This window comes from Pseudolysinimonas sp. (assembly GCF_049651805.1).
In the GTDB taxonomy this organism is placed as follows: domain Bacteria; phylum Actinomycetota; class Actinomycetes; order Actinomycetales; family Microbacteriaceae; genus Pseudolysinimonas_A.
In genome coordinates this window covers 1-22,635 of record NZ_JBASCU010000027.1, presented here as the reverse complement: position 1 = coordinate 22,635, position 22,635 = coordinate 1, and the positions used below count along the sequence as shown (strand labels likewise).

14 protein-coding genes are annotated in these 22,635 nt (G+C 69.8%); 11 read left to right on the top strand and 3 right to left on the bottom strand.

What is annotated here, in order from left to right; all coding sequences use genetic code 11:
- The first annotated feature begins 17 nt into the window (after positions 1-17).
- Positions 18-974, top strand: coding sequence for an aldo/keto reductase (locus WBL06_RS06495; RefSeq protein WP_424455165.1), 957 nt, complete (start codon positions 18-20; stop codon positions 972-974).
- 171 nt (positions 975-1,145) lie between these two features.
- Here WBL06_RS06495 and WBL06_RS06490 read toward each other — a convergent pair whose 3' ends face one another.
- The 3 genes from WBL06_RS06490 to WBL06_RS06480 are packed head-to-tail and all read right to left on the bottom strand — an operon-like array spanning position 1,146 to position 4,429.
- Positions 1,146-2,510: an NAD(P)/FAD-dependent oxidoreductase gene (locus WBL06_RS06490; protein ID WP_424455164.1), complete on the bottom strand. Its 1,365-nt coding sequence runs from the start codon at positions 2,508-2,510 to the stop codon at positions 1,146-1,148.
- Positions 2,511-2,564: 54 nt separating this feature from the next.
- Complete coding sequence (locus WBL06_RS06485; protein WP_424455163.1) at positions 2,565-3,968, bottom strand: aspartate aminotransferase family protein; 1,404 nt, start codon at positions 3,966-3,968, stop codon at positions 2,565-2,567.
- The gene (locus tag WBL06_RS06480; protein ID WP_424455162.1) at positions 3,965-4,429 is read right to left on the bottom strand and encodes an Lrp/AsnC family transcriptional regulator; all 465 of its coding nucleotides are present in this window, start codon (positions 4,427-4,429) and stop codon (positions 3,965-3,967) included. The genes WBL06_RS06485 and WBL06_RS06480 overlap by 4 nt, the downstream gene beginning before the upstream one ends.
- A gap of 114 nt (positions 4,430-4,543) precedes the next feature.
- Between WBL06_RS06480 and WBL06_RS06475 the strand changes: the two genes are divergently transcribed.
- The 10 genes from WBL06_RS06475 to WBL06_RS06430 all read left to right on the top strand — a co-directional run.
- Positions 4,544-5,980, top strand: a complete 1,437-nt coding sequence (locus WBL06_RS06475) for an aminobutyraldehyde dehydrogenase (RefSeq protein WP_424455161.1) — start codon at positions 4,544-4,546, stop codon at positions 5,978-5,980.
- Positions 5,981-6,141: 161 nt separating this feature from the next.
- Positions 6,142-6,720 carry a hypothetical protein gene (locus tag WBL06_RS06470; RefSeq protein ID WP_424455160.1) on the top strand — a complete coding sequence of 193 codons (579 nt, stop codon included), beginning with the start codon at positions 6,142-6,144 and terminating at the stop codon, positions 6,718-6,720.
- Positions 6,717-7,565 carry a PP2C family protein-serine/threonine phosphatase gene (locus tag WBL06_RS06465; protein WP_424455159.1) on the top strand — a complete coding sequence of 283 codons (849 nt, stop codon included), beginning with the start codon at positions 6,717-6,719 and terminating at the stop codon, positions 7,563-7,565. Before WBL06_RS06470 ends, WBL06_RS06465 begins: the two co-directional genes overlap by 4 nt.
- 64 nt (positions 7,566-7,629) lie before the next feature.
- Positions 7,630-9,060: a serine/threonine-protein kinase gene (locus tag WBL06_RS06460; protein WP_424455158.1), complete on the top strand. Its 1,431-nt coding sequence runs from the start codon at positions 7,630-7,632 to the stop codon at positions 9,058-9,060.
- Positions 9,061-9,063: 3 nt separating this feature from the next.
- On the top strand, positions 9,064-14,976 hold the full coding sequence (locus WBL06_RS06455) for an Ig-like domain-containing protein (protein WP_424455157.1): 5,913 nt from the start codon (positions 9,064-9,066) through the stop codon (positions 14,974-14,976).
- 36 nt (positions 14,977-15,012) lie between these two features.
- Positions 15,013-15,984 (top strand): AAA family ATPase, encoded by a 972-nt coding sequence (locus tag WBL06_RS06450; protein WP_424455156.1) that lies wholly within the window; start codon positions 15,013-15,015, stop codon positions 15,982-15,984.
- On the top strand, positions 15,981-17,342 hold the full coding sequence (locus WBL06_RS06445) for a DUF58 domain-containing protein (protein ID WP_424455155.1): 1,362 nt from the start codon (positions 15,981-15,983) through the stop codon (positions 17,340-17,342). Before WBL06_RS06450 ends, WBL06_RS06445 begins: the two co-directional genes overlap by 4 nt.
- Positions 17,339-19,648 carry a transglutaminase-like domain-containing protein gene (locus WBL06_RS06440; RefSeq protein WP_424455154.1) on the top strand — a complete coding sequence of 770 codons (2,310 nt, stop codon included), beginning with the start codon at positions 17,339-17,341 and terminating at the stop codon, positions 19,646-19,648. The genes WBL06_RS06445 and WBL06_RS06440 overlap by 4 nt, the downstream gene beginning before the upstream one ends.
- Positions 19,645-20,454: a zinc-ribbon domain-containing protein gene (locus WBL06_RS06435; RefSeq protein WP_424455153.1), complete on the top strand. Its 810-nt coding sequence runs from the start codon at positions 19,645-19,647 to the stop codon at positions 20,452-20,454. Before WBL06_RS06440 ends, WBL06_RS06435 begins: the two co-directional genes overlap by 4 nt.
- Positions 20,455-20,544: 90 nt before the next feature.
- Positions 20,545-22,635: FtsK/SpoIIIE domain-containing protein (locus WBL06_RS06430; protein ID WP_424455152.1), on the top strand; the 2,091-nt coding region annotated here is incomplete at its 3' end.

Here is a 22,635-nt window from a genome sequence, read left to right as displayed (position 1 = left end):
ATCCCTAGGCTGGTCGGATGGAAACGCGCACTCTCGGTACATCGACGCTCGAGGTCTCGGTCGTCGGACTCGGCTGCAACAACCTCGGTCGCCCCGGCACCCTCACCTTCGATCAGGCCGGCACCGACGCCGTCATCCAGGCGGCCCTCGACGCCGGAGTCACCTTCTTCGACACCGCCGACGTCTACGGCGCCGAGTACGGGTTGAGCGAATCGCGACTGGGGGCGGCCCTGGCCGGGCGGCGGGACGAGGCGGTCATCGCGACGAAGTTCGGCCACACCGGAATGAAGAGTCCCCTCGCCGAGGTCGGCCCACCCGGCGGTCGCGCCTACATCCGCGCCGCGGTCGAGGGGTCGCTGCAACGCCTCGGCATTCAGGCGATCGACCTCTACCAACAGCACACCCCTGACCCGAGCGTGCCGATCGCCGAGACCCTCGGCGCGCTCGACGAACTCGTGCGCGAGGGCAAGGTGCGCGCGATCGGCAACTCGAACTTCGACGCCGCCCAGCTCGATGAGGCGGATGCCGAAGCGACCCGCCTCGGCACCGCGCGGTTCATCTCCGCGCAGAACCACTACAACTTGCTCGCCCGCGACGCCGAGAACGACGTGCTGCCGACGGTCGAGCGACTCGGGCTCGGATTCCTGCCGTTCTTCCCGCTCGCCAACGGCCTATTCACCGGCAAGTTCTCCCGCTCGGAGCTGCCCGCCGACACCCGAATCGGCCGCCAACGTCCCGAGGTGCACGAGAACGCGCCCTGGGATGCCATCGAAGCGTTCCAGGCCTTCGCGGCGAAACGGGGGATCGGCATCCTCGAGGCGGCCTTCGGGTGGTTCCTCGCCCGACCGGCGCTGGCGAGCGTCATCGCGGGCGCGACGAAGCCGGAGCAGATCCGCGCGAACGCCGCCGCGGGCAACGGCTGGCGGCCGACATCCACCGACCTCGCGGAGATCGACGCGTTCTTCGCCGGATAGCCCCGGTCAGGGGTTGAGCACGGCGGCACCGATCACCGGGGAGAAGCCGAAGAACACCGGCGTGGAGCGCCGTCCAGAACGGCCCGAACACGACGTTCGGGGGAGTCCGGGCCACCGTGTCGGCGTCGACGTTACGTGGCGCAGGTTCTCGGGGGTGCGGGGTTGACACGCTCAGTGTCCGACGAGTGGGCCCATGACGCGGGCGATCACCGAGCGCCGCCCCGTGATGCGCTCCTCGACGTCGGCGGCCGACATCGCCAGCATCCCGGCGTTCGCGCCGAGGAAGCGCAGCGGTTCGGGCTCCCAGTCGGGCGACCGGTGGTTCACCCAGGCCAGGCGCGCGAGGTCGGTGTCGGTGCCGGTGATCAGATCGGCGAGGGTGCGACCGGCGAGGTTGGTCGTCGACACGCCGTCGCCCACGTACCCGCCGGCCCGTCCGATCCGGGTGGCGGGGTCGTAGGTCACCGCGGCGTGCCAGTCGCGCGGTACGCCGAGTGGCCCGCCCCAGCGGTGGGTCACGGCGGCGTCGGCAGTCGACGGGAACAGGTCGACGAGGGTGCGCCTCAGGTGCTCGAACACGCGCGGCACCCGGTCATAGGCGGGCCGGATCGCGCTGCCCCAGTGGTACCGCGCGCCACGTCCGCCGAACGCGAACCGGTTGTCGGCGGTGCGCTGGCCGTAGACGAGCAGGTGCCGGTAGTCGGTGAAGGTCTGCCCGTGGGCGATCCCGACCTCGTCCCAGAACTCGGGCGGCAGCGGTTCGGTGGCGATCATCAGCGAGTACAGGGGCAGGATGCGGCGGCGCGTCGCGGGGAACGTGGCGGTGTACCCCTCGGTCGCCACGACGATCCTCTCGGCCGACACCACCCCCCGTGTCGCCTGCACCCGCCCGGTCGACACCGCGGTCACCTCGGTCTGCTCGAGGATGCGCACGCCCCGCGCCTCGAGCGCCGCGGCGAGACCTCGAACGAGCTTCGCGGGGTGCAGGCGGGCGCAGTGGCGGTCGAGGCTCGCCCCGAGCGCGCCGGCCGCGTGTACCTCGCCGGCATCCAGCCATTCGATCTCGTCGACGCCGTACCGCTCGGCCTCGGCGATCTCGGCGAGCGCAGCCCGCTTCTGCACCTCGGATCGGGCGTAGGCGATCGTTCCCCCGGACGCGAAGTCGCAGTCGATGCCGAGTGCGGCAGTGACCCGGCCCACTTCGGCGACGGTGCCGATCATCGCCCGGCGCATGTCGAGGGCCGCGGCCCGGCCGTGGGCGCGTTCGAGCGACCCGGTCGATCGCGGGAACAGGGCGCTGCACCACCCGCCGTTGCGCCCGGACGCTCCGAACCCGGCGATCTCCTTCTCGAGCACCACGATCCGCAACGCGGGATCGCGCTCGTGCAGGTACCACGCGGTCCACAACCCGGTGAGTCCGCCGCCGATGATCGCCACATCCGCTTCGGTGTCGGCGTCGAGCCCGGCCCGCGGCGTCAGATCGCCCGCCGTCCCGTGCCAGAAGCTCAACCCGGCATAGAGGGTTCTATCGCCCACGGGAACCCCGCGCGCGGGGGTCATTTGCGTCATAGAGGGCTCTATGGCGAGAATTCAGAGTCGCGTCCACGCTTCGGTGAGCACGCTGCGGAGGATGGATTCGATCTCGTCGAACTCCGGTTCGCCGATCGTCAGCGGCGGGGCGAGTTGGATGACGGGGTCGCCGCGGTCGTCGGCGCGACAGTAGAGGCCGGCGTCGAAGAGGGCCTTCGACAGGAAGCCGCGCAGCAGCCGCTCCGACTCGGCGTCGTCGAAAGTCTCTTTCGTGGTCTTGTCCTTCACGAGTTCGATGCCGAAGAAGTACCCGTCACCGCGGACGTCGCCCACGATCGGCAGATCCTTGAGCCGCTCGAGCGTCGAGCGGAACACCGGAGAGAGGGTGCGGACCCGTTCGTTGAGGCCTTCTTCTTCGAAGATGTCGAGGTTCTCCAGCGCGACCGCGGCCGAGACCGGGTGACCGCCGAAGGTGTAGCCGTGGTAGAACGCGGTCGTGCCGTGCCGGAAGGGCTCGTACACTTTGTCGGACACGATGGTCGCACCCAGCGGCGAGTAGCCCGAGGTGAGGCCTTTGGCACAGGTGATCATGTCGGGCACGTAGCCGTAGGCATCGCAGGCGAACATGTGCCCGATGCGGCCGAATGCGCAGATGACCTCGTCGGAGACGAGCAGCACGTCGTATTGGTCGCAGATCTCGCGCACCCGCTGGAAATACCCGGGCGGAGGCGGGAAGCAGCCTCCCGAGTTCTGCACCGGTTCCAGGAACACGGCGGCGACCGTCTCGGGCCCTTCGAACAGGATCATCTCCTCGATGCGGTTCGCCGCCCACATCCCGAACTCCTGCTCGGTCGCACCGGTGAAGCCCATCTCGTCGGCGCGGTAGAAGTTCGTGTTCGGCACGCGGAACCCGCCGGGGGTGACGGGCTCGAACATCTCCTTCATCGCCGGGATGCCGGTGATCGCCAGAGCCCCCTGCGGGGTGCCGTGATAGGCGATCGCCCGCGAGATGACCTTGTGCTTCGTCGGGCGACCCTGCAACTTCCAGTAGTACTTCGCCAGCTTGAACGCGGTCTCGACCGCCTCGCCGCCGCCGGTGGAGAAGAACACCCGATTCAGATCGCCCGGCGCATAGTCGGCCAGCCGGTCGGCGAGTTCGATCGCGTTCGGGTGCGCGTACGACCAGATCGGGAAGAACGCCAGCTCCTCCGCCTGCTTCGCGGCAGCCGCAGCCAACCGCTTCCGGCCATGCCCCGCATTCACCACGAACAACCCGGAGAGCCCGTCGAAGTACTTCTTGCCCGTGGAGTCCCAGATGTGATGCCCATCACCCTTGACGATGATCGGCACCCCATTCGCCTCAGCCGCCGACTGCCGGCTGAAGTGCATCCACAGGTGGTCCTTCGCTTTCTGCTGAAGATCCGCCTCGTCGAGGGCGGCGGGAACGGTCGTCGGTGTGGTCATCGGGTACCCCAGTTATAGAACTGCTTCTGCAGTTTCAGATAGACGAACGTCTCGGTCGAGGCGACGCCCTGGATGGCTCGGATGCGGTGGTTGAGCAGTTCGATGAGGTCCTCATCGCTCTCGCAGACCACCTCGGCGAGAATGTCGAAACTTCCTGCCGTGAGCACGACGTAGTCGACGGCGGGGATGGCGCCGAGCGCCTCGGCGACCCGGGTCGTGTCGCCGGTCACCCGGATGCCGATCATCGCCTGGCGGTAGAAGCCGAGCTGCATCGGGTCGGTCACCGCGACGACTTGCATGACGCCTGCATCCGTCAGCTTCTGCACCCGCTGACGCACGGCCGCCTCCGACAGCCCGACGGCCTTGCCGATCTCGGCATAGGAGCGTCGGCCGTCCTCCTGGAGCTGCTCGATGATGCCCTTCGACACCTCATCGAGCGCTACCGCCTTCGAGCGCGCCATGGGTCGATCTTGACAGCCGCGGGATGCCCCCGCAAGCGAATCCGCAACCTGGCGGGCTCTGGAGTGACGAAATCGCCAGTTTTGACAGAATCGGACGCGAAGTAGGGTGGGCGCATGGCTGATCGCACCCTGCGCAACTTCATCAACGGTGAGTACGTCGACGCGAAAGGCGACGACTCATTCGCCGTCGTCGACCCGGCGACCGAAGACTCATACGCAACCTCTCCGGTATCAGGAAAGGCCGATGTGGATGCCGCCTACGCGGCCGCGGCCGCCGCATTCGAAGTGTGGGGGGAGTCAACTCCGGCCGAACGGCAGATCGCCCTCTTCCGCATCGCCGACGCGATGGAGCAGCGAGCCGACGACTTCGCCGACCTCGAATCCCAAGACACCGGCAAGCCACGCACGGCCCTCGTCGACGACGAGATCATGCTCTCCGTCGACCAGATCCGCTTCTTCGCCGGCGCCGCCCGCAACCTCGAGGGCCGCGCGACCGCCGAGTACATGAAAGACCACACGTCTTCGATCCGGCGGGAGCCGATCGGCGTCATCGGCCAGGTCACGCCGTGGAATTACCCGCTCAACATGGCCGTCTGGAAGTTCGCGCCCGCGATCGCCGCCGGAAACACGAGCGTGCTCAAACCCTCCGACACCACCCCGCAGTCGACGCTGCTGCTCGCCGAGATCGCCGCCGAATTCCTGCCGAAAGGAGTGTTCAACGTCATCACCGGCGACCGCACCACCGGCGGTCTGATGGTCGATCACAAGACCCCGCAGATGGTGTCGATCACCGGCTCGGTGCGCGCCGGCATGGAGGTCGCCCAAGCGGCCTCCGCCGACCTCAAGCGGGTGCACCTCGAACTCGGCGGCAAAGCACCCGTCGTCGTCTTCCCGGATGCCGATATGGCCAAGGCGGCCGAAGGCATCGCGATCGCCGGCTACTTCAACGCCGGCCAGGACTGCACCGCCGCGACCCGGGTGCTCGTGCACACACACGCTCACGACACCTTCCTCGCGGCGCTGACCGACTACGTCGCAGACAACGTCACCACCGGCGACCCGAAAGACCCCGACACCTTCTACGGGCCCGTCAACAACCAGAATCAGCTCGACCGGGTGATGGGCATGATCGGCGAGCTGCCGAAGCACGCCTCCATCGTCACCGGCGGCACCCGCAAGGAGGGCAAGGGCTACTTCATCGAGCCCACCATCGTCGACCACCTCACGCAGAGTGACGACGCCATCCAGACCGAGTTCTTCGGCCCCGTCATCACGATGCAGACCTTCAGCGACGAAGCCGAAGCGATCACTTGGGCCAACGGTGTGCAGTACGGGCTCTCGTCGAGTGTCTGGACCGCCGACCACGGCCGCGCCATGCGGTTTGCCAAGCATCTCGACTTCGGCTGCGTGTGGATCAACACCCACATTCCCCTTGTCGCCGAGATGCCGCACGGCGGCTTCAAGCACTCCGGCTACGGCAAGGATCTGTCGATGTACGGGTTCGAGGACTACACGCGCATCAAGCACGTCATGTCGTACATCGGCTCGTAACTCGGGGCGCGCGCGACGGGCGATCGTGCCGTCGAGCCGAGAGAGCGGGGACCCCTACCCCGATCGACTCGACGACACGATCGCCCGCCACGCGCGGGGTGACTGCTCATGTGCGGCGATGCGGGGCTCGATGCGTCGGTGTCGGGGTGGAGGATAGGGGAGTGGAGCCCGATCTCGACGACACCGTTCGCGCGGTGCCGCGACCCCCGGTGGTGCCGCCCGGGGTAGATCTCGACGACACCGTCGCGCGAGGCTCGGTGGCGGTGCCGGAGGGGCCACCCGCTCTGGTCGAGCCGCCGGTTCCTGTCTCGCGACCGCTTCCCGTCATCGTCGAATCGCCCGTCTCCACCGTCGTGCCCCCGGCGTCGGCCCCGGAACCGCCCCCGCCGCATCGGGTGGTCTTCGCCGATGGCACAGAAGTGGCGCTCGACGTGACCCTATATGTGGGACGCGCGCCGAGCGCCCCACGCATCCATGCCGGACCTCAGCCGCGGCTGGTGACGCTGCCGTCGCCCGGCAGGGAATTGTCAGCCACCCATCTGGAGCTGAAAGTGGTCGGGGGAGCGGTGGTCGCCAGCGACATGCGCTCCACCAACGGCACCGTCGTGCAGCTCCCGGGCGCCGCGCCCCGAACGCTCATCCGCGGGGAATCGGCGGTCGTCGTGCCGGGCACCCGCATCGACCTGGGCGACGGTGCGGTGCTCGACATCCTGCCGCCACGAAAGACGGGCAAGCCGTGAGCAGTGTCGGCCGGGACCGTTCCGGATACCGGCTCACCGTGCCCGGAAAGCGCCGCGGGTTCGTGCTCGACTGGGCCGGCCGCAGCGACGTCGGTCGCAAGCGCCAGGTGAACGAAGACAGCGTGCTCGTCGGACCTCCCGTCTTCGCCGTCGCCGACGGCATGGGTGGTCACGCCGCCGGCGACCGCGCGAGCGCCGCCGTCATCGAACGGCTCGCCGCGCTCGCCGCGAACGCCGATCACGGCTACCTCGACATCGCGCGTCTCGACGGCGCCCTGACCGCCGCCGCCGACGACATCGACGAGATCGCAGCTCACATTCCGATCGGCGCCGGCACGACGGTCACCGGCGTGATTCTGGCGATGGTCGACGGCGAGCCGCACTTCGCCGTCTTCAACATCGGCGACAGCCGGGTCTACCTGCTCGTCGACGACGAGTTCGCGCGGATCACCCGTGACCACTCGGTGGTGCAGGAGATGGTGGATGCCGGACTGATCGACGAACTCCAAGCCGAAGACCATCCCGAGAGCAATGTCATCACGCGCGCCGTCGGATTCCGCGAAAGCCCGCGACCTGATCTGTGGATGCTGCCGATGCGACCGGGGATGCGTCTGCTGCTGTGTTCCGACGGACTCACGAAAGAAGTCGACGACCGGCGGATCCGCCGATACCTCACCGATGGCGGCTCGGCGGCGGAGACGGCCGACGATCTCATGGATGCCGCCCTCGCCGCGGGAGGGCGCGACAACGTCACGGTCGTCGTGATCGACGTCGCGGCTCCGGTCCCACGGCCCGGTCGTGAGTCCGCGGGCACCCTCCCCCATTCCGGGGGAACCGCGTCCTGATCGACGGATCCTCAGGCGCGGTCTGCCTAGAATGGGGCAACCCGAGGCATGGAGGGGGGTCTTCATGGCCAGGCGTCTGCCGTCCCAGCCTCCCGTGCTGCCCGGATTCTCCTACGTGCACATCCTCGGATCGGGCGGATTCGCCGACGTCTTCCTCTACGAACAGAACATGCCGCGTCGGCAGGTCGCCGTCAAGGTCATGTTGAGCGAAGTGGTCAACGATCAGGTGCGCCAGATGTTCCAGGCCGAAGCGAACCTCATGGCACAGCTCTCGGCGCATCCGTCGATCCTCACCGTCTACGAGGCCAGCGTGTCGAGCGACGGCCGCCCCTACCTGGTGATGGAGCTCTGCTCCTCGAGTCTCTCCGAGCGATACCGGCGCGAACGCCTTCCCGTTCCCGAGGTGCTGCGCACGGCGGTCAAGATCGGCAGCGCGATCGAAACGGCGCACCGCGCGGGCGTGCTGCACCGTGACATCAAGCCGTCCAACATCTTGACGACCGCGTACGGGCACCCGGTGCTCTCCGACTTCGGCATCGCCTCGACCCTCACCACCCAGCGCGAAGAAGACTCCGTCGGGCTCTCCATCCCCTGGTCGGCACCCGAGGTGCTGCTCGACGAGACCGCCGGCACCGTCGCCAGCGAGGTATGGGCGCTCGCCGCGACCGTCTACTCGCTGCTGGCCGGGCGGTCGCCGTTCGAGGATCCGGAAGGGTCCAACAGCAGCAGTGACCTCATGTCACGCATCGCCCGCGCCAAGCCGCAACCGATCGGACGCAGCGACGTGCCGGCCAGCCTCGAAGCCCTCCTGAAGCGGGCGATGTCGCGACGTCCCGAGGCGCGACCGGCGAGCGTCATCGAGTTCGTGCGAGAACTGCAAGCCATCGAGGCCGAACTCGGGGTGCCGCAGACCGCGCTCGAGATCGCGATGGACGAGTGGGCCCTCGGCACGGTCGCCGACTTGAAAGACCGCACGCTGTTGCGACCCGTTGCCGGGGCCCGCAACTCGCCGACGTCGCGACGTCGGCGACGTCGCCCTTCCGGACTCGATGATTACCAGCCGGTCGGCACCGTGCGCGAGGCGACGCCGCTGCCGCGACGGTTCTCACACAGTCGGCCCTCCGCGCCGCCACGCGGACTTCAGGCCATCACCTGGCTGCTCATCGCCTCCGCGGTGCTCGTGATCGGGCTCGGGGCCACCGCACTCGTCGTCCTGTTGCGCGCCTCCGCCGACGAGGGCATCCCGGTCGTCAGCGACATCACGGCCGCGCGGAGCGACGGCAGCGTCGAGTTCGCCTGGCCCGACCCGGGCATCGCAGAGGGCGACCTCTACGAGATCGAGGTGAGGGGGATCCGCACCGCCACGCAGTCGCAGCCGCGCTTCGTGGTCGACACCGCGCCCGGCGAGACCGTGTGCCTCGCCGTCACCGTCAACCGCCAAGGCAAGACCGGCGCGCAGAGTGCGGCGAAGTGCGTCGACGTTCCGGATGAGTGACGCATGAGCATCCGCACCTGGGTGGCCGGCCACCGTTCGCTCGTCGCCACCGCGACGTCGGGCACCGTCGTCGCCGCGCTCGTCGCAGGGCTGGCGATCACGTCGACCGGGTACACCGCACAGAAGCTCGACCTCGGCGACGGGGCCGTCTGGGTTGCGAACGGCACGCTGCAGACGGTCGGTCGGGCCAATCCCGAGGTGCTCGAGCTCAACACCGTGCTAAGGGCGGGCAGCGTCGATCTCGAAGTCGTGCAGCAAGGCACGGTCGTGCTCGTCGTCGATCATGCCAACGCCACCGTGCAAGTCGTCGACCCGGCGGAATCCACCCTCGGCGAGGCGATCGCGCTGCCGCCCGACGACCCGCGGGTCTTCCTCGCCGGCGACCGGGTCGTCATCCACGCGGCAGGCACGGGCGAACTCTGGATCGTGCCCTTCGGTGAACTCGGCGAGTTCGATGCTGCGCAGCCCTCGTCGCTGATCCTCGGACTCGACTCTGTGGTGAGCGTGGCGCCCAACGGAACGCTGTTCGCCTACTCGGCCGAGGTCGCCGAGGTGTTCCGGGTCGACGCGACTCGCACCGACGTCGTCGAGGAGCGCTGGTCGACCGGTCTCGGCGACATCGACGACGTGCAACTCACCTCCGTCGGCGGCGACTGGGCGGTGCTGGATGTCGACGGCCGGCGTCTCGCCCTCGAGAGCGGAATCGTCGACCTCGCCGGTGTGGTCGAGCCGGGCGAGGAACTCGCGGCCCAGGAGCCGGCCGACGCCGGAGCCCGGGTGCTCGTCGGCACCGAGACCGGCGTGCTGGGTGTGCCCCTCAGCGGCGCTGACCCCGTTCCCCTCGTCACCGGCGAGTCGGGCGCGCCGGCCGCGCCCTTCACCCGCGCCGGCTGCGAGTATGCCGCGTGGGCGGCGGGGGCCGCCTGGCGCTACTGCGGCGACTCCGGCGACGGGACGCGGTTCGAACTCGCCGGAGTGGCGACGGGCGAGCTCGACTTCGCCGCGAACATCGACTCCGTCGTGCTCAACGACCGCCGACGCGGGGCGACGTGGGCGATCCAGGACGAAGCCCAGTTGATCGACAACTGGGACGACCTTCTCGTCGAAGACCCCGAGGTGCAGCCGGAGGAGAACGACGAGAACATCCCGCCGACCGTCGACGAGGAGCAGCAGCCTCCCGTCGCGGTCGACGACGAGTTCGGGGCGCGCCCGGGACGGGCGACCGTGCTGCCGGTGCTGCTCAACGACTACGACCCGAACGGCGACGTGCTCGTGATCGCGCACGTCGACCCGATCCCCGAGACGGTGGGCCGCGTCGACCTGGTGACGCGCAATCAGCAGCTCCAGCTCACGCTCGAGCCGGGTGCCTCGGGCACCGTGTCGTTCCGCTATGCGATCACCGACGGCCGCGGTGGCACCGCGACGGCGATGGTCACGGTCGCCATCCGGTCCGACGACGAGAACTCCCCGCCGCAGCAGATGCGGTCGACGCGTGCCGATGTCGCCGCCGGCGGCCGGGTCAGCACGAACGTGCTGGGCGACTGGGTCGACCCTGACGGGGATCCGTTCTATCTGGTGTCGGCGACGACCCCCGCCCCCGACCAGGTGAGCCACACGCCCGGCGGCGTCGTGGTCTTCTCCGACTCCGGCGAAGGGGGAGACCTCAAGTCGGTCACTCTTGTCGTCACCGACGGAGTCGCGCAGTCCACGGGAAACGTCACGGTGCATGTGAGCCCCGTCGGGCAGCTGCCGATCGTCGTGGAGCCGTGGGTCGCGCTGGCGACCGCTGGGCAGGAGATCACCATCCGCCCGATGCCCCACGTGCGCGGCGGCAACGGCCCGGTGCGCCTCAACGCGGTTCCGGAGCGCGCCGGGTCGCGCATCGAACCCAGTTTCGAAGCCGGCACCTTCACGTTCGTCAGCGACGAGGTGCGCACCCACTACGTCGAGTTCACGGTCACCGACGGCGACCAGACGGAAACCGGCTTGGTACGCATCGACGTGGCGGCGCCGCCGGATGCCAACACGCGCCCGATCACGGTGCCGCGCACCGTCTTCATCACCACCCTGTCCAGCGACATCGTCGACCCGACGACCACCGACATCGATCCGGCGGGCGGCGTGCTCGTCGTCACGGGCGTCACCAACCCGGCCGCGGCCCAGGGCGTGCGCGCCGAGGTGCTCGACCAGCGCCAGGTGCGCATCACGCTCACCGCGCCGCTCGAGGGCCGCAGCGTCACCGTCAACTACCGCATCAGCAACGGCCTCGCCGACGCCGAAGGAACGATCAACGTCGTCGAGATCCCGGAACCGGCGCAGGTGCAGCCGCCCATCGCGGTCGACGACACGGCGACCGTGCGGGTCGGTGACGTCGTCGATATCCGGGTGCTCGACAACGACGAGCAGCCGGAGGGCAAGCCGCTGACCCTGGTGCCGGAACTGGCCGAGGACGTGCCCGACGGCGCGGGTCTGCTGTTCGCGTCGGGCGATCGGCTGCGCTACCTCGCGCCGCAGACCGCGGGCGACTACGTCGCGGTGTACAGCGTCGAATCCGAGGGTCAACGCGCAGAGGCCCGGGTGACGATCTCCGTCCGCGAAGAGAATGAGGCGACGAACAGTCCGCCCGTGCCGGCCCGCGTGACGGCCCGCGTGCTCGCGGGCGAGACCGTCCGCATCCAGATCCCGCTCACCGGGGTCGATCCCGACGGCGACTCGGTGCAGCTCATCGGCATCACCAGCAACCCTGAGAAAGGTGCCGTACTGAGCACGGGGCCGACGTACATCGAGTTCGAGGCGGGGGAGTACTCCTCGGGCACCGACGAGTTCACCTATGCACTCGTGGACGGGCTCGGCGCGCGCGCCGAGGGAACAGTGCGGGTGGGGATCAGCCCCCGCCTCGACGGGGCACGCAACCCCGTTGCGAACGAAGACATCGTCGCGGTGCGACCCGACCGCACGGTGAGTGTGCAGGTGCTCGCGAATGACTCGGATCCCGACGGCAGCCCGTTGCGGGTCGTCGCCGTGACGCCGAACACCGACGATGGCACGACGGCCACGATCGTCGACGACACGATCGTCGACATCACGCCGCCGAGCGAGCCCGGGCGGTACGCCGTTCGATACACGATCCAGAACGAGTACGGTGGCACGTCCGAGACCTTCGTCACCGTCACCGTCGACCCCGATGCGCCGCTGTCGTACCCGATCGCGCAAGACACTGTTCTCACCGCAAGCGACGTCGTGGATCGCACGATCGTCGATGTCGACGTGCTCGACAATGTGTTCTTCGCCGACGGCGACGTCGCAGACCTCGGCCTGGCGCTGCTACCCGGATTCGCGACGACCGCCGAACTGCTCTCCGACAAGCGCATCCGGGTGCGGATCGGCGACGCCAGCCAGATCATCCCGTTCTCGATCTCGCATCCCGACGACGACTCGATCCGCTCGTTCGCCTTCGTCTGGGTGCCCGGCTACTCCGACGCGCTGCCGCAGCTCGACCGCACCGCGCCCCTGCTCTCGGTGGCGAGCGAAGACACCCTGACGATCGATCTCAACGACTACGTGATCACGTTGGGCGGGCAGGGAGTGCGGCTCACCGACTCGAGCACGGTGCGGGCGACCCACTCGAACGGCGACGATCTGGTCGTGGATGACGACACCCTCGTCTACACCTCGGCCGATCTCTACTTCGGTCCGGCGTCGATCACCTTCGAAGTCACCGACGGTGCGAGCGCCGACGACCCCGACGGCCGGCGCGCGATCCTGACGCTGCCGATCGAGGTCGAGTCTCGGGACAATCAGCCACCCGTCTTCATCGGGGGAGTCATCGATTTCGAGCCCGGGCAGGAGAAGGAGCTTGACCTCGTGCGGCTGACCAACTACCCGTACGACGACATCGACGAGCTGGCCTATTCGGTGGTCGGGCCGCTCCCTGAGGGCTTCAGTGTCGAGCTCAACGATCAGCGTCTGCTGCTGCGCGCGGCGCCGAACGTGGCCAAGGGCACGACGACGAGTGTGACGCTGACGGTGCGCGACGATCTCAACGAGGGGCGCGCGGGCCGGATCGTGCTCAACGTCGTGCCGTCGACCCTTCCTCTGGCGAAGCCGGTCGCCGACACCGCGGTGACGCCCCGCGGCAGCTCGACGACGATCGACGTGCTCACCAATGACGAAGCCAACAACCCGTTCCCGGCCGTGCCGCTGGAGGTCGTCGACATCCGCGGCCTCGACGGCGCCTCGCTCCCGGAGGGGGTGAGCATCGTGCCGAGCGCCGACCGTTCCCGACTGACCGTCACGGTGAGCGCCGCCGCGGTGCCGGCAGATACGAGCCTGCAGTACCAGGTGGCGGATGCCACCGAGGATCCCGACCGTTACGTGTGGGGCACCGTCACGATCTCGGTGCAAGACGTTCCCGATCCGGTCACCGGCGTCACCGTCACCGAGTTCGGCGACCGGTTGCTCAAGGCGGCATGGTCGCCCGGCCCGTTCAACAACTCGCCGATCGAGAGCTACGAGGTGACGATGACCTCGGTTGCGAGCGGCGACGTCTTGTCGGTGACCACGTGCACGTCGAGCGTCAACTGTGCGCTGACCACCCCGGGCAACGGGCCCGCGCATGCGGTTCGGCTCTCGGTCGTCGCGGTCAACGCGATCGGGCCGTCGGCGCCCGCTTCACTCGCCGGCACGATCTGGTCGGACATCATCCCGCCGCCCCCGAACGGGCTGGACTACACCCCGCTCGACCAGGGGCTGCGGGTGATCTGGAAGAAGCCGGCCGACGCCGGGGGAAGCGCGATCGAGGAGTACGTCGTGACGGTGGGAGACGCCGTCCGCGTCGTCGCCGTCAACCCGGGCGATCCGGTCGGAACGTTCTACTCCACCAATGTGACGTCGGGGTCGATCGGCAACGGCACCGCCGTCGGCTACTCGGTCAGCGCGCGAAACAGCGCGCCGAACTCGCTGGCGACGTGGAACCAGGCGACCGGCGTCGGCGTCCCGGCCGGCCCGCCGACCCTGGTCGGCCCGGGAGTGTCGGCCTCGGCGTCGCTCACCGACGGCTCGACGGCGAGCGCCTCGTGGGCTGGAGTCTTCGGCCCGAACGGCGCGCCGATCGTGAAGTACTACGCGCTCATCAAGGCCGGCGATGCCGCGCCGACCTGTACGGTGTCAGGCGTCGAGAACGGCTCGCCCAGCGTCTCTCCGCCGGACGGTAGCCAGCATCTGGTCGCCGGCACGACGAGTACCGGTTTCTCCGGCCTCGCCGCCAACCAGACCTACACAATCTGGGTTTTCGCGTACAACGGGCAAGGGTGCACGGCGGCCCCTCCCGTGCAGGTGACCCCGCGCTCCGCGCCCGGACAGGTGACGTCGATCACGGCGCAGATCGTCGAGAACGGCGACGGGGGCGAGTTCTACGACGCTCGCCTGACCGGCTACGAGATCGCGAGCGGCTCCACCGACGCCGACCTGTTCATGTACCGCTTCACCGCCGGTGCCGAGGGGAGCGAGAGCGGCGTCGTGCCGGTCGGCACCTTCTTGACCGCCGGCGGAACCCAGTACGGCAACTCGGTGACCGTGCAGGTCAAGGCGTGCCGGGCCTACCCCGAAGCCACCCTGTGCAGCACGGCCTGGTCGCCGGACTTCGCGCTCGGGATGCCGGTGCACAACGCGACGCCCGGCGACCTCGAGTTCGATGCGGACCTGTTCGGTGGGGCCTGGACCTGGACGTCCATTCCCGGACCCGGGTACGAGGCGGTCGCCTACCGCTGCGACAACACGGATGACGCGGCCGGCTGGCTCCCCATGCCGGAGGTCGGCACCTGCGAGACCGGAATGCCCAAACGTGATCTGCGTGTGCAGATCACCGCGAACGGCGGCGCGACCTATGTTCGAAACTACTCATCCTTCGACTACTGACCCCCCGACGACTAGCGCAGCCCCGGAAGGACCACCATGAGCATGACCCCCGAGCAGGCCTCCGCGTTCCAGGAGACCTTCGGCCGCATCGTGGCCAACGTCGAACAGGTGCTCCTGGGCAAGACGTTCGTCATCCGTCTCGGGCTCGTCGCGCTGTTCAGTGAAGGTCACCTGCTGCTCGAGGACTACCCGGGCACCGGCAAGACGTCGATGGCTCGAGCGATCGCGCAGAGCGTGGCGGGGACGAGCAGCCGCATCCAGTTCACGCCCGACCTGCTGCCCGGTGATATCACCGGGGTCAGTGTGTACGACCAGAAGACGCAGACCTTCGAGTTCCACCGTGGGCCGGTGTTCGCGAACGTCGTTCTGGCGGATGAGATCAACCGCGCTTCCCCGAAGACCCAGGCCGCGCTGCTGGAAGTCATGGAGGAAGGCCACGTCACGGTCGACGGCGAGACCCATGAGGCCGGGAGTCCGTTCATGGTCATCGCGACGCAGAACCCGATCGAGCAGGCGGGCACTTATCGGTTGCCCGAGGCCCAGCTCGACCGCTTCCTGCTGAAGGCGTCCATCGGGTACCCCGACCACGCCTCCACGCTGCGCATCCTCGAGGGCTCCGACGTCAAGGCTCACGATCTCGTGCTTCAGCCGATCGTAACGGCGGATGCCGTGCTCGAGATGGCGCAACAGGCGCGTCACGTGCACGTCGACCCGAGCGTCAACGACTACGTGTCACGGCTGGTCGAGGCGACCCGGTCGGCGACGGAGGTTCGCCTCGGGGCGAGCGTGCGCGGCGCACTCGCCCTCATCCGCAGCGCCAAGACCCTCGCCGCCGCGAGTGGTCGTCACTACGTGATCCCCGACGACGTGAAGTCGCTGGCGGAGCCCGTGCTGGCCCATCGTCTTCTGCTCGACCCCGAGGCGGAGTTCGACGGCGTCACGACCTCGGGGATCATCGGTCAGTTGCTTCTCGAGACCCCGCCGCCGAGCGACCGGCAGGCCGTGTGAGCAGTCCCCGCTCCGCGTCGCACCCTCCGGGCGGTCCCGCCGGGCTGACGAACGCCCGCACCCGGATCGTCGGTGCCCGCACGGGTGCCCTCGCCGATCTCGTCGTCGCGGCGGTTCGCATCGTCACGCTCACCGGATCGGCGATGGGTCGGGTCGGTACCCGGGTCGCGACCGTCGTCACCCCGCTGGGCTGGGTGCTGCTGGCGCTGGTTCCAGTGGCGTTCGCAACCGGGTACGGTCTCGGCTGGGTCGAACTCGTGGTCGTCGCGTGGGCGGGAGCGGTACTCGCCGTCATCGCCGTGCTCTACCTCATCGGCCGCTCGCCCTTCGAGGTGGGGCTCGACCTGCCGCATCGCCGAGTGGTCGTCGGCGAACCTGCCCGCGGCGCCGTGACTCTGCGCAACCCGACTGGGCGACGCGTGCTCGGGGTGACCGTCGAGATCCCGGTGGGCGTCGGGCTGGCAGAACTCGCCATGCCGAGCCTCAAACCGGGGGCGTCGTTCACCAACGCGTTCGCCATCCCGACGTTGCGACGTGGCGTCATCCCGGTCGGCCCGGTTCGCACGGTGCGCGCCGACCCGATCGGGCTGGTGCGCCGCGAGTTGATCTGGACGCAGGCCGACGACCTCATCGTGCATCCGCGCACCATCGGCATCCCGTCGACGAGCACCGGCCTCATCCGTGACCTCGAGGGCACCCCCACCCGCGACCTCACTTCGAGCGACGTGGCCTTCCACGCCCTGCGGGAATACCAGCCGGGCGACGAACGCCGCTACATCCACTGGAAGTCGTCGGCGAAGACCGGCACCTACATGGTGCGCCAGTTCGAGCAGACGCGACGGAGTCACTTGGTCGTCGCCCTGTCGCTCGCGACCTCCGACTATGCGACCGAAGACGAGTTCGAGCTCGCGGTGAGCGTCGCGGGGTCGCTCGGGGTGCGGGCCATCCGCGACGGGCGCACGGTGTCGGTCGTGGTGAGCACCGTGACGCCGGAGTTCGCCAAACGGAAGACCTACGCGGTGCGTCCCCTCGCCACCCACGTGCCGACGCGGCTGCTCGACGACCTCGCGGTCGTCCAGGCGGAATCGGCCGCCCTGGGAATCCGGGATGTCGGACGCATCGCTGCCGAGAAAAACATCGGCATCTCGGTGGCGTTCCTCGTCTGCGGGTCGCTCGTCACGGCCGGTGAGCTGCGCGCGGCATCCCGGGCGTTCCCGGTCGACGTCGCCGTCGTCGCGATCGTCTGCGACCCGGACGCGATTCCCGGCTTCCGGCGGGTTGCCGACCTCAGCGTTTTGACGATCGGCTATCTGGAAGATCTGCGGATCGCGCTCGCCCGATCGGTGGCGGTCGCATGAGGCCGGCTCGCAGCGCCGCGTCGATCACGGTCGACGTCGCGCTCGTGTGGGTGATGACGGGTGTCGCCGCAGCGGCGTTCTGGCCGGTCTATCGCGACCCCTGGTACCTCGTCGTCGCCGCCGGTGCGGTTGTCGCGGCGACCGCGGTGGCGCTCCTCGGCGCCCGCTTCCGGTGGCCGTCGTTCGCCGTGCTCCTCGTGGCCTTCGCGGTGTTCCTGCTCGCGGGTGTGCCGCTCGCCGTGCCCGGTCGCGCGATCGCCGGGGTGCTGCCGAGCTGGGGCGGCATCCTCGACCTGCTCTCCGGCGTGGCGTATGGCTGGAAGCAGTTGTTGACCATCACCCTGCCGGTCGGGGACTACCAGGCGCTGCTGGTTCCCGCCTACCTCCTGCTGTTCGCCGCGGCGCTCACGTCGGTCACGATCGCGGCGCGTGCTCGCTATCCGGAGCTCGCCGTGATTCCGCCCGTCGTCGCGTTCCTGATCGCGATCGCCTTCGGCCCCGACGAGGTGCCCTGGCCGGTGCCCCTCGCGATCGGAATGCTCGTCACCGCGCTGGTCTTCCTGGTCTGGCACCGGTGGCGTCGACGGCGTGCGGCGATCCGCACCCTGGCGCGCGCGACACCGGATGCCGAGGGGCGCCCGCTCGAGACGGCCGGCGGTGCGGCGCTCGGCCTGCGCACGGTCATCGCGGGTGGTCTCATCTTGGCGGTGGCGTCCGCGGCGTCGGTCGGCGCGACGAACCTCGTGCCCGTGACGGGGTCGCGTGACGTGCTGCGTACGGCTGTCGAGCAGCCCTTCGACCCGCGCGACTATCCCAGCCCGCTGGCCGGCTTCCGTCGCTACCTGCGCGACGATCGGGCGGATGAGATCCTGCTGCGGGTCTCGGGACTTCCCGACGGGTCGCGGGTGCGGCTGGCGACCCTCGACAGCTACGACGGGGTGGTCTACGCGGTGGGAAGCGTGGCGGCGGATGCCGCCTCCGGAACCTTCGTGCGCATCCCCCAGTCGGTCGACCAGGGCGACGTGACGGGAGAACGCGTGTCGTTCGTCGTCGAGGTCGCCGGTTACCGCGGGGTGTGGGTGCCCGGGGCCGGGGCGTTCGAATCGATCGACTTCACCGGACCACGAGCGGCCGCGCTGACTGACGCCTTCTACTTCAACGCGACCACCGGTTCCGCTGCGGTGCTGGGAGGTCTGGAGACCGGCGACGGCTATCGGATCGACGCCGTCCTGCCCGATCAGCCGGCCGCCGACGAGTGGAGCGACCTCTCACCGGGCGACGCCCGGGTGCCCCGAATCGGTGAGATTCCGGAAGAACTCGCGCTCTACCTCGAAGAACGGGTGCGCACCCTCACCGATCCCGGCGAGCGTCTCGTCGCGATGCTCGACGCAGTGCAGACCGACGGCTACATCAGCCACGGCCTCGCCGACGACGAACCGCCGAGCCGCTCGGGCCACGGCGCCGACCGGATCGCGCAGCTGGTGACCGAGTCGCGCATGATCGGGGATGCGGAGCAGTACGCGGTCGCCGCAGCGCTCATGGCCCGGCAGCTCGGGTTTCCGGCACGCGTCGTATTCGGGTTCGTGCCCGAAGCCGGCGTGATTCGAGGCGACGACGTCACGGCCTGGATCGAGATCGATACTGCCGAGCGCGGCTGGGTCACGATCGATCCCGTCCCCGAGGAGCGGCCGATCCCGGAGGAGGAGCCCGAGGAGGAGAACCCGGTCGCCCGACCGCCCTCGATCGTGCCGCCACCGCCCGACCGCCCCGACCCGCAGGGGGAACAGACGGCCCCCGACAGTACGCAGGACGATCCCGACCAGCTCGATCCGCTCCTCGCCGCCCTGCTCGCGTTCGCCCAGGCGCTCGGAATCGCACTCCTGGTCGTCGGCGTGCTCCTCGCCCCTTTCCTGCTGATCGTCGCCGCGAAGGTGCGTCGCCGTCGGTTGCGGCGCACGACCCCTGACGTCGTGCAGCGCATCAGCGGCGGGTGGGACGAGTTCACGGATGCCGTGCTCGACCACGGCTACACGGCACCCCCCGCGGCGACCCGATCGGAACTGGCCGCGGTGGCCGGGGGGTTGCCCTCCCGGGTGCTCGCGGCCGTGGCCGACCGGGCGGTGTTCGCGCCCGAACGGGCCGATCCGGCCGACGCCGACCGGGTGTGGGATGCGGTTTCGGACCTTCGGGCATCGCTCGAGCTCGGGTTGACCCGCTGGCAGCGGATCCGGGCCCTCGTCTCGCTCCGATCGCTCGGTGCCTATAGTGTTCGGAGCCTGTTCCGGCGGGAGGGGATGAAGCGGTGAACTGTCGGTTCTGCGGCACGGCGCTCCCTCCGGGGGCCGCGTTCTGCGGCGAGTGCGGCCGCGTGGTCGACGCCGCACCCCCGAAAGCGCATCCCGCGCCGTCGGAGATCCTCTTCTCGTCCGAGCCGGACCCCGAGCCTCCGGCTCGACCGATCCCGCCGGTCGACAGCGAGTACACCTGCCCGCAGTGCGACGCCCCGATCGAGGACGACGACGTGTTCTGCGGTGAGTGCGGGTTCGTGTTGACCTCGTCGTATCTCTCCGCTCCGACCGATGCCGTGGGCGACCCACGCGACACAACCGAGATCGAGCCCCTCGACGCGTTGCCCCTCGACGCAGCGCCAGAGCCAGAGCCGGAGCCCGCGCCGGCATCCCCGAAGATCCTGCGGCAGGTGCCCGATCCGTTCCCGTGGGGCCAGAATGCGCGGCTGCCCGTCGTCGACCTCGAGGCCACCCGCATCGTCGCCGGTGCGCGCGCCGACGAACGGTTCGTGCTGCAGTTCAGCACCGGAGAGAGCGTCACCGTGTCGGGCGCCGGCCTCGTCGGGCGCAACCCCGCCGCGCAGCCGGGCGAGTTCGTCGACCAGCTCGTGAGCATCTTCGACGCCGGCAAGTCGGTGTCGAAGACCCACCTCGAGTTCGGCCAGGAGGCCGGCCGGTTCTGGGTGAGCGATCGCTATTCCACCAATGGGTCGACGGTGCGGCAACCCGACGCCGAACCCAAGCGGTGTGAGCCGGGCCGACGGTACTTCGTCGCCCGCGGCACCCGCGTCGACATCGGCGAGCAGTTCTTCGTCGTGAGTTAGCGGGTCCTCCACCGCTCGCGCGGCGCCGCCGTTTTCGGGGAACACGCTGTGAGCGCGCGGCGACATCGACAGCTGGCCGAGGCTGGGGGCGTGCTCGAGCCCCCCATCGTCCGTATCCCGGGTCCCGCCGTCGAGACGCCGCCGCCGAAGCCCGGATTTCCGCTCGTGGCAGCGACCGCGCCCCTTGTCGTCGCGGGCGTGCTGTTCGCGGTCACCGGTTCGCCGTTCATGCTGCTGATGGCCGTCTTCGGACCGGTGTTCGCCCTGGCATCCCTGGTCGATGGGCGACGGCAACGCCGACGGGCGAGTCGCGCCGCGGCGACCCGCTTCGCCGACCAACTGGCGGATGCGGTACAGCGCGTGGCCGTGGCGCAGGAGACGGAGCGCCGCCGGCTGAACGCCCTCGCCTCTCTCGAACCGGCGTGGGGCTCCACCGACCAACAGGTCGCCATCGCGGTCGAACGCGGCACGGCGCCGAGCGGGGTCGAGATCACCGGCGGCGGGGCCGTCGCGGACCCCCCCGAGCTCGCGTCCTTGCGCGCATCTGCCGCGACGCTTCCCCGGTCTCCGCTGGTGCGTGCCGTCGCCGCGGGGTTCGAGGTCGTCGGTCCGCCGGTTCTCGCCGCCGCCGTCGCCCGAAACCTGGCTCTGCGGGTCGCCGCGCGCCTGACGCCGGAGTCGACGACCTGCGACTTTCCCCGGGGGGAGGAGTGGGCGAGGGAGCTGCCGCACGACGCCGTCGAGGGGACCGACGACCGCTACCGCTTCACGAGCGGTGACCGGCACGTCGTGATCGCGGTGGGTGGTGGCTCGGTCTCGGGCGTCACGCGCGTCGACGCTCGTGACTGCGACGCGAGCACCCGCGCCGCGGCGCGACTCGCCGCCGCCCGCCTCTCGGATGCGGCGCGAGCCGCGGGGATTCGCCCCGCGACGGCCGGCATTCCCGACCACGTCGCTCTCGGCGACCTGTTGGCGCTCGCCGGAGGTCGGCCGGGTCTCACCGCGCCGCTCGGCGTCACGTCCGACGGTGTCGCCGCGATCGACCTCGTCGCCGACGGGCCCCACGCCGTCGTGGCGGGCACGACCGGATCGGGCAAGAGCGAACTCCTGGTGACCTGGGTGCTGGGGATGGCGTCGGGCCGATCGCCGAGTGAGGTGTCGTTCGTGCTGGTCGATTTCAAAGGCGGGGCCGCGTTCGGGCCCCTCGCCGGGCTTCCGCACGTTCTCGGAACGGTGAGCGATCTCGATGCGACCCTCGCCCGGCGGGCGATCGAATCGATCAGGGCCGAGATACGTCGGCGGGAGCGTGTGCTCGCGCAGGCGGGGGCCAGGGCCATCGACGAGTTGCCCGTCGGCGGTCTCGCCCGTCTCGTGGTGATCGTCGACGAGTTCGCGGCGCTCGTGACCGAGAGCCCCGAGTTGCACACGCTCTTCGCCGACCTCGCGGCACGCGGGCGTTCGCTGGGCGTGCACCTCGTGCTGTGCACGCAACGACCGTCCGGGGTGGTGCGTGACGCGGTGCTCGCCAACGTCGGGCTGCGCATCGCCTTGCGGGTCGCGGACCGCGCCGACAGCCTGGGGCTGATCGGCGATGACGCCGCAGCTCGACTCCCGGCTCACCCGCGCGGGCGCGCCGTCGTCGTCGACGGCGCCGGACACCGTCGCACCGTGCAGCTGGCCCTGGCGAGCAGTTCCGACGTGGAACGGGTCTCCCGAGAGTCGCCCGGCGGTTCCGCGGTGCGACCGTGGTGCGACCCGCTGCCGGCCCTGATCCGACACGACGCGCTCCCGGCCGCCGACGGCATCCCCTTCGGTCTCCGCGATCTGCCCGCCGAGCAGCGGCAACCGGTCGCCGCGCTCGAGGCCCGCCACGGACACGTGCTCGTGCTCGGCGCGTCGGGTGCGGGCACGACGACGGCCCTCGCGGCGATCGCGGCAGGCGCCGGCGTTGGCGCGCGCTGGGCGCCGGGTGATCCAGTCCAGTTGTGGGGCGTTCTCACCGACCCGAACGCCCTCGACGACTGCGAGGTGCTGCTCATCGACGATCTCGATCTGGTGTTGGCCCGATGCCCGGCCGAGCATGCGCCCGAGCTCGCCGATCTCGTCGCACGCCTCCTGCGCGACGGGGCGGCCCGTGGCACCCGCGTCGTCGCCGCGGCCCGCCGCCTCGCGGGCCCGGTG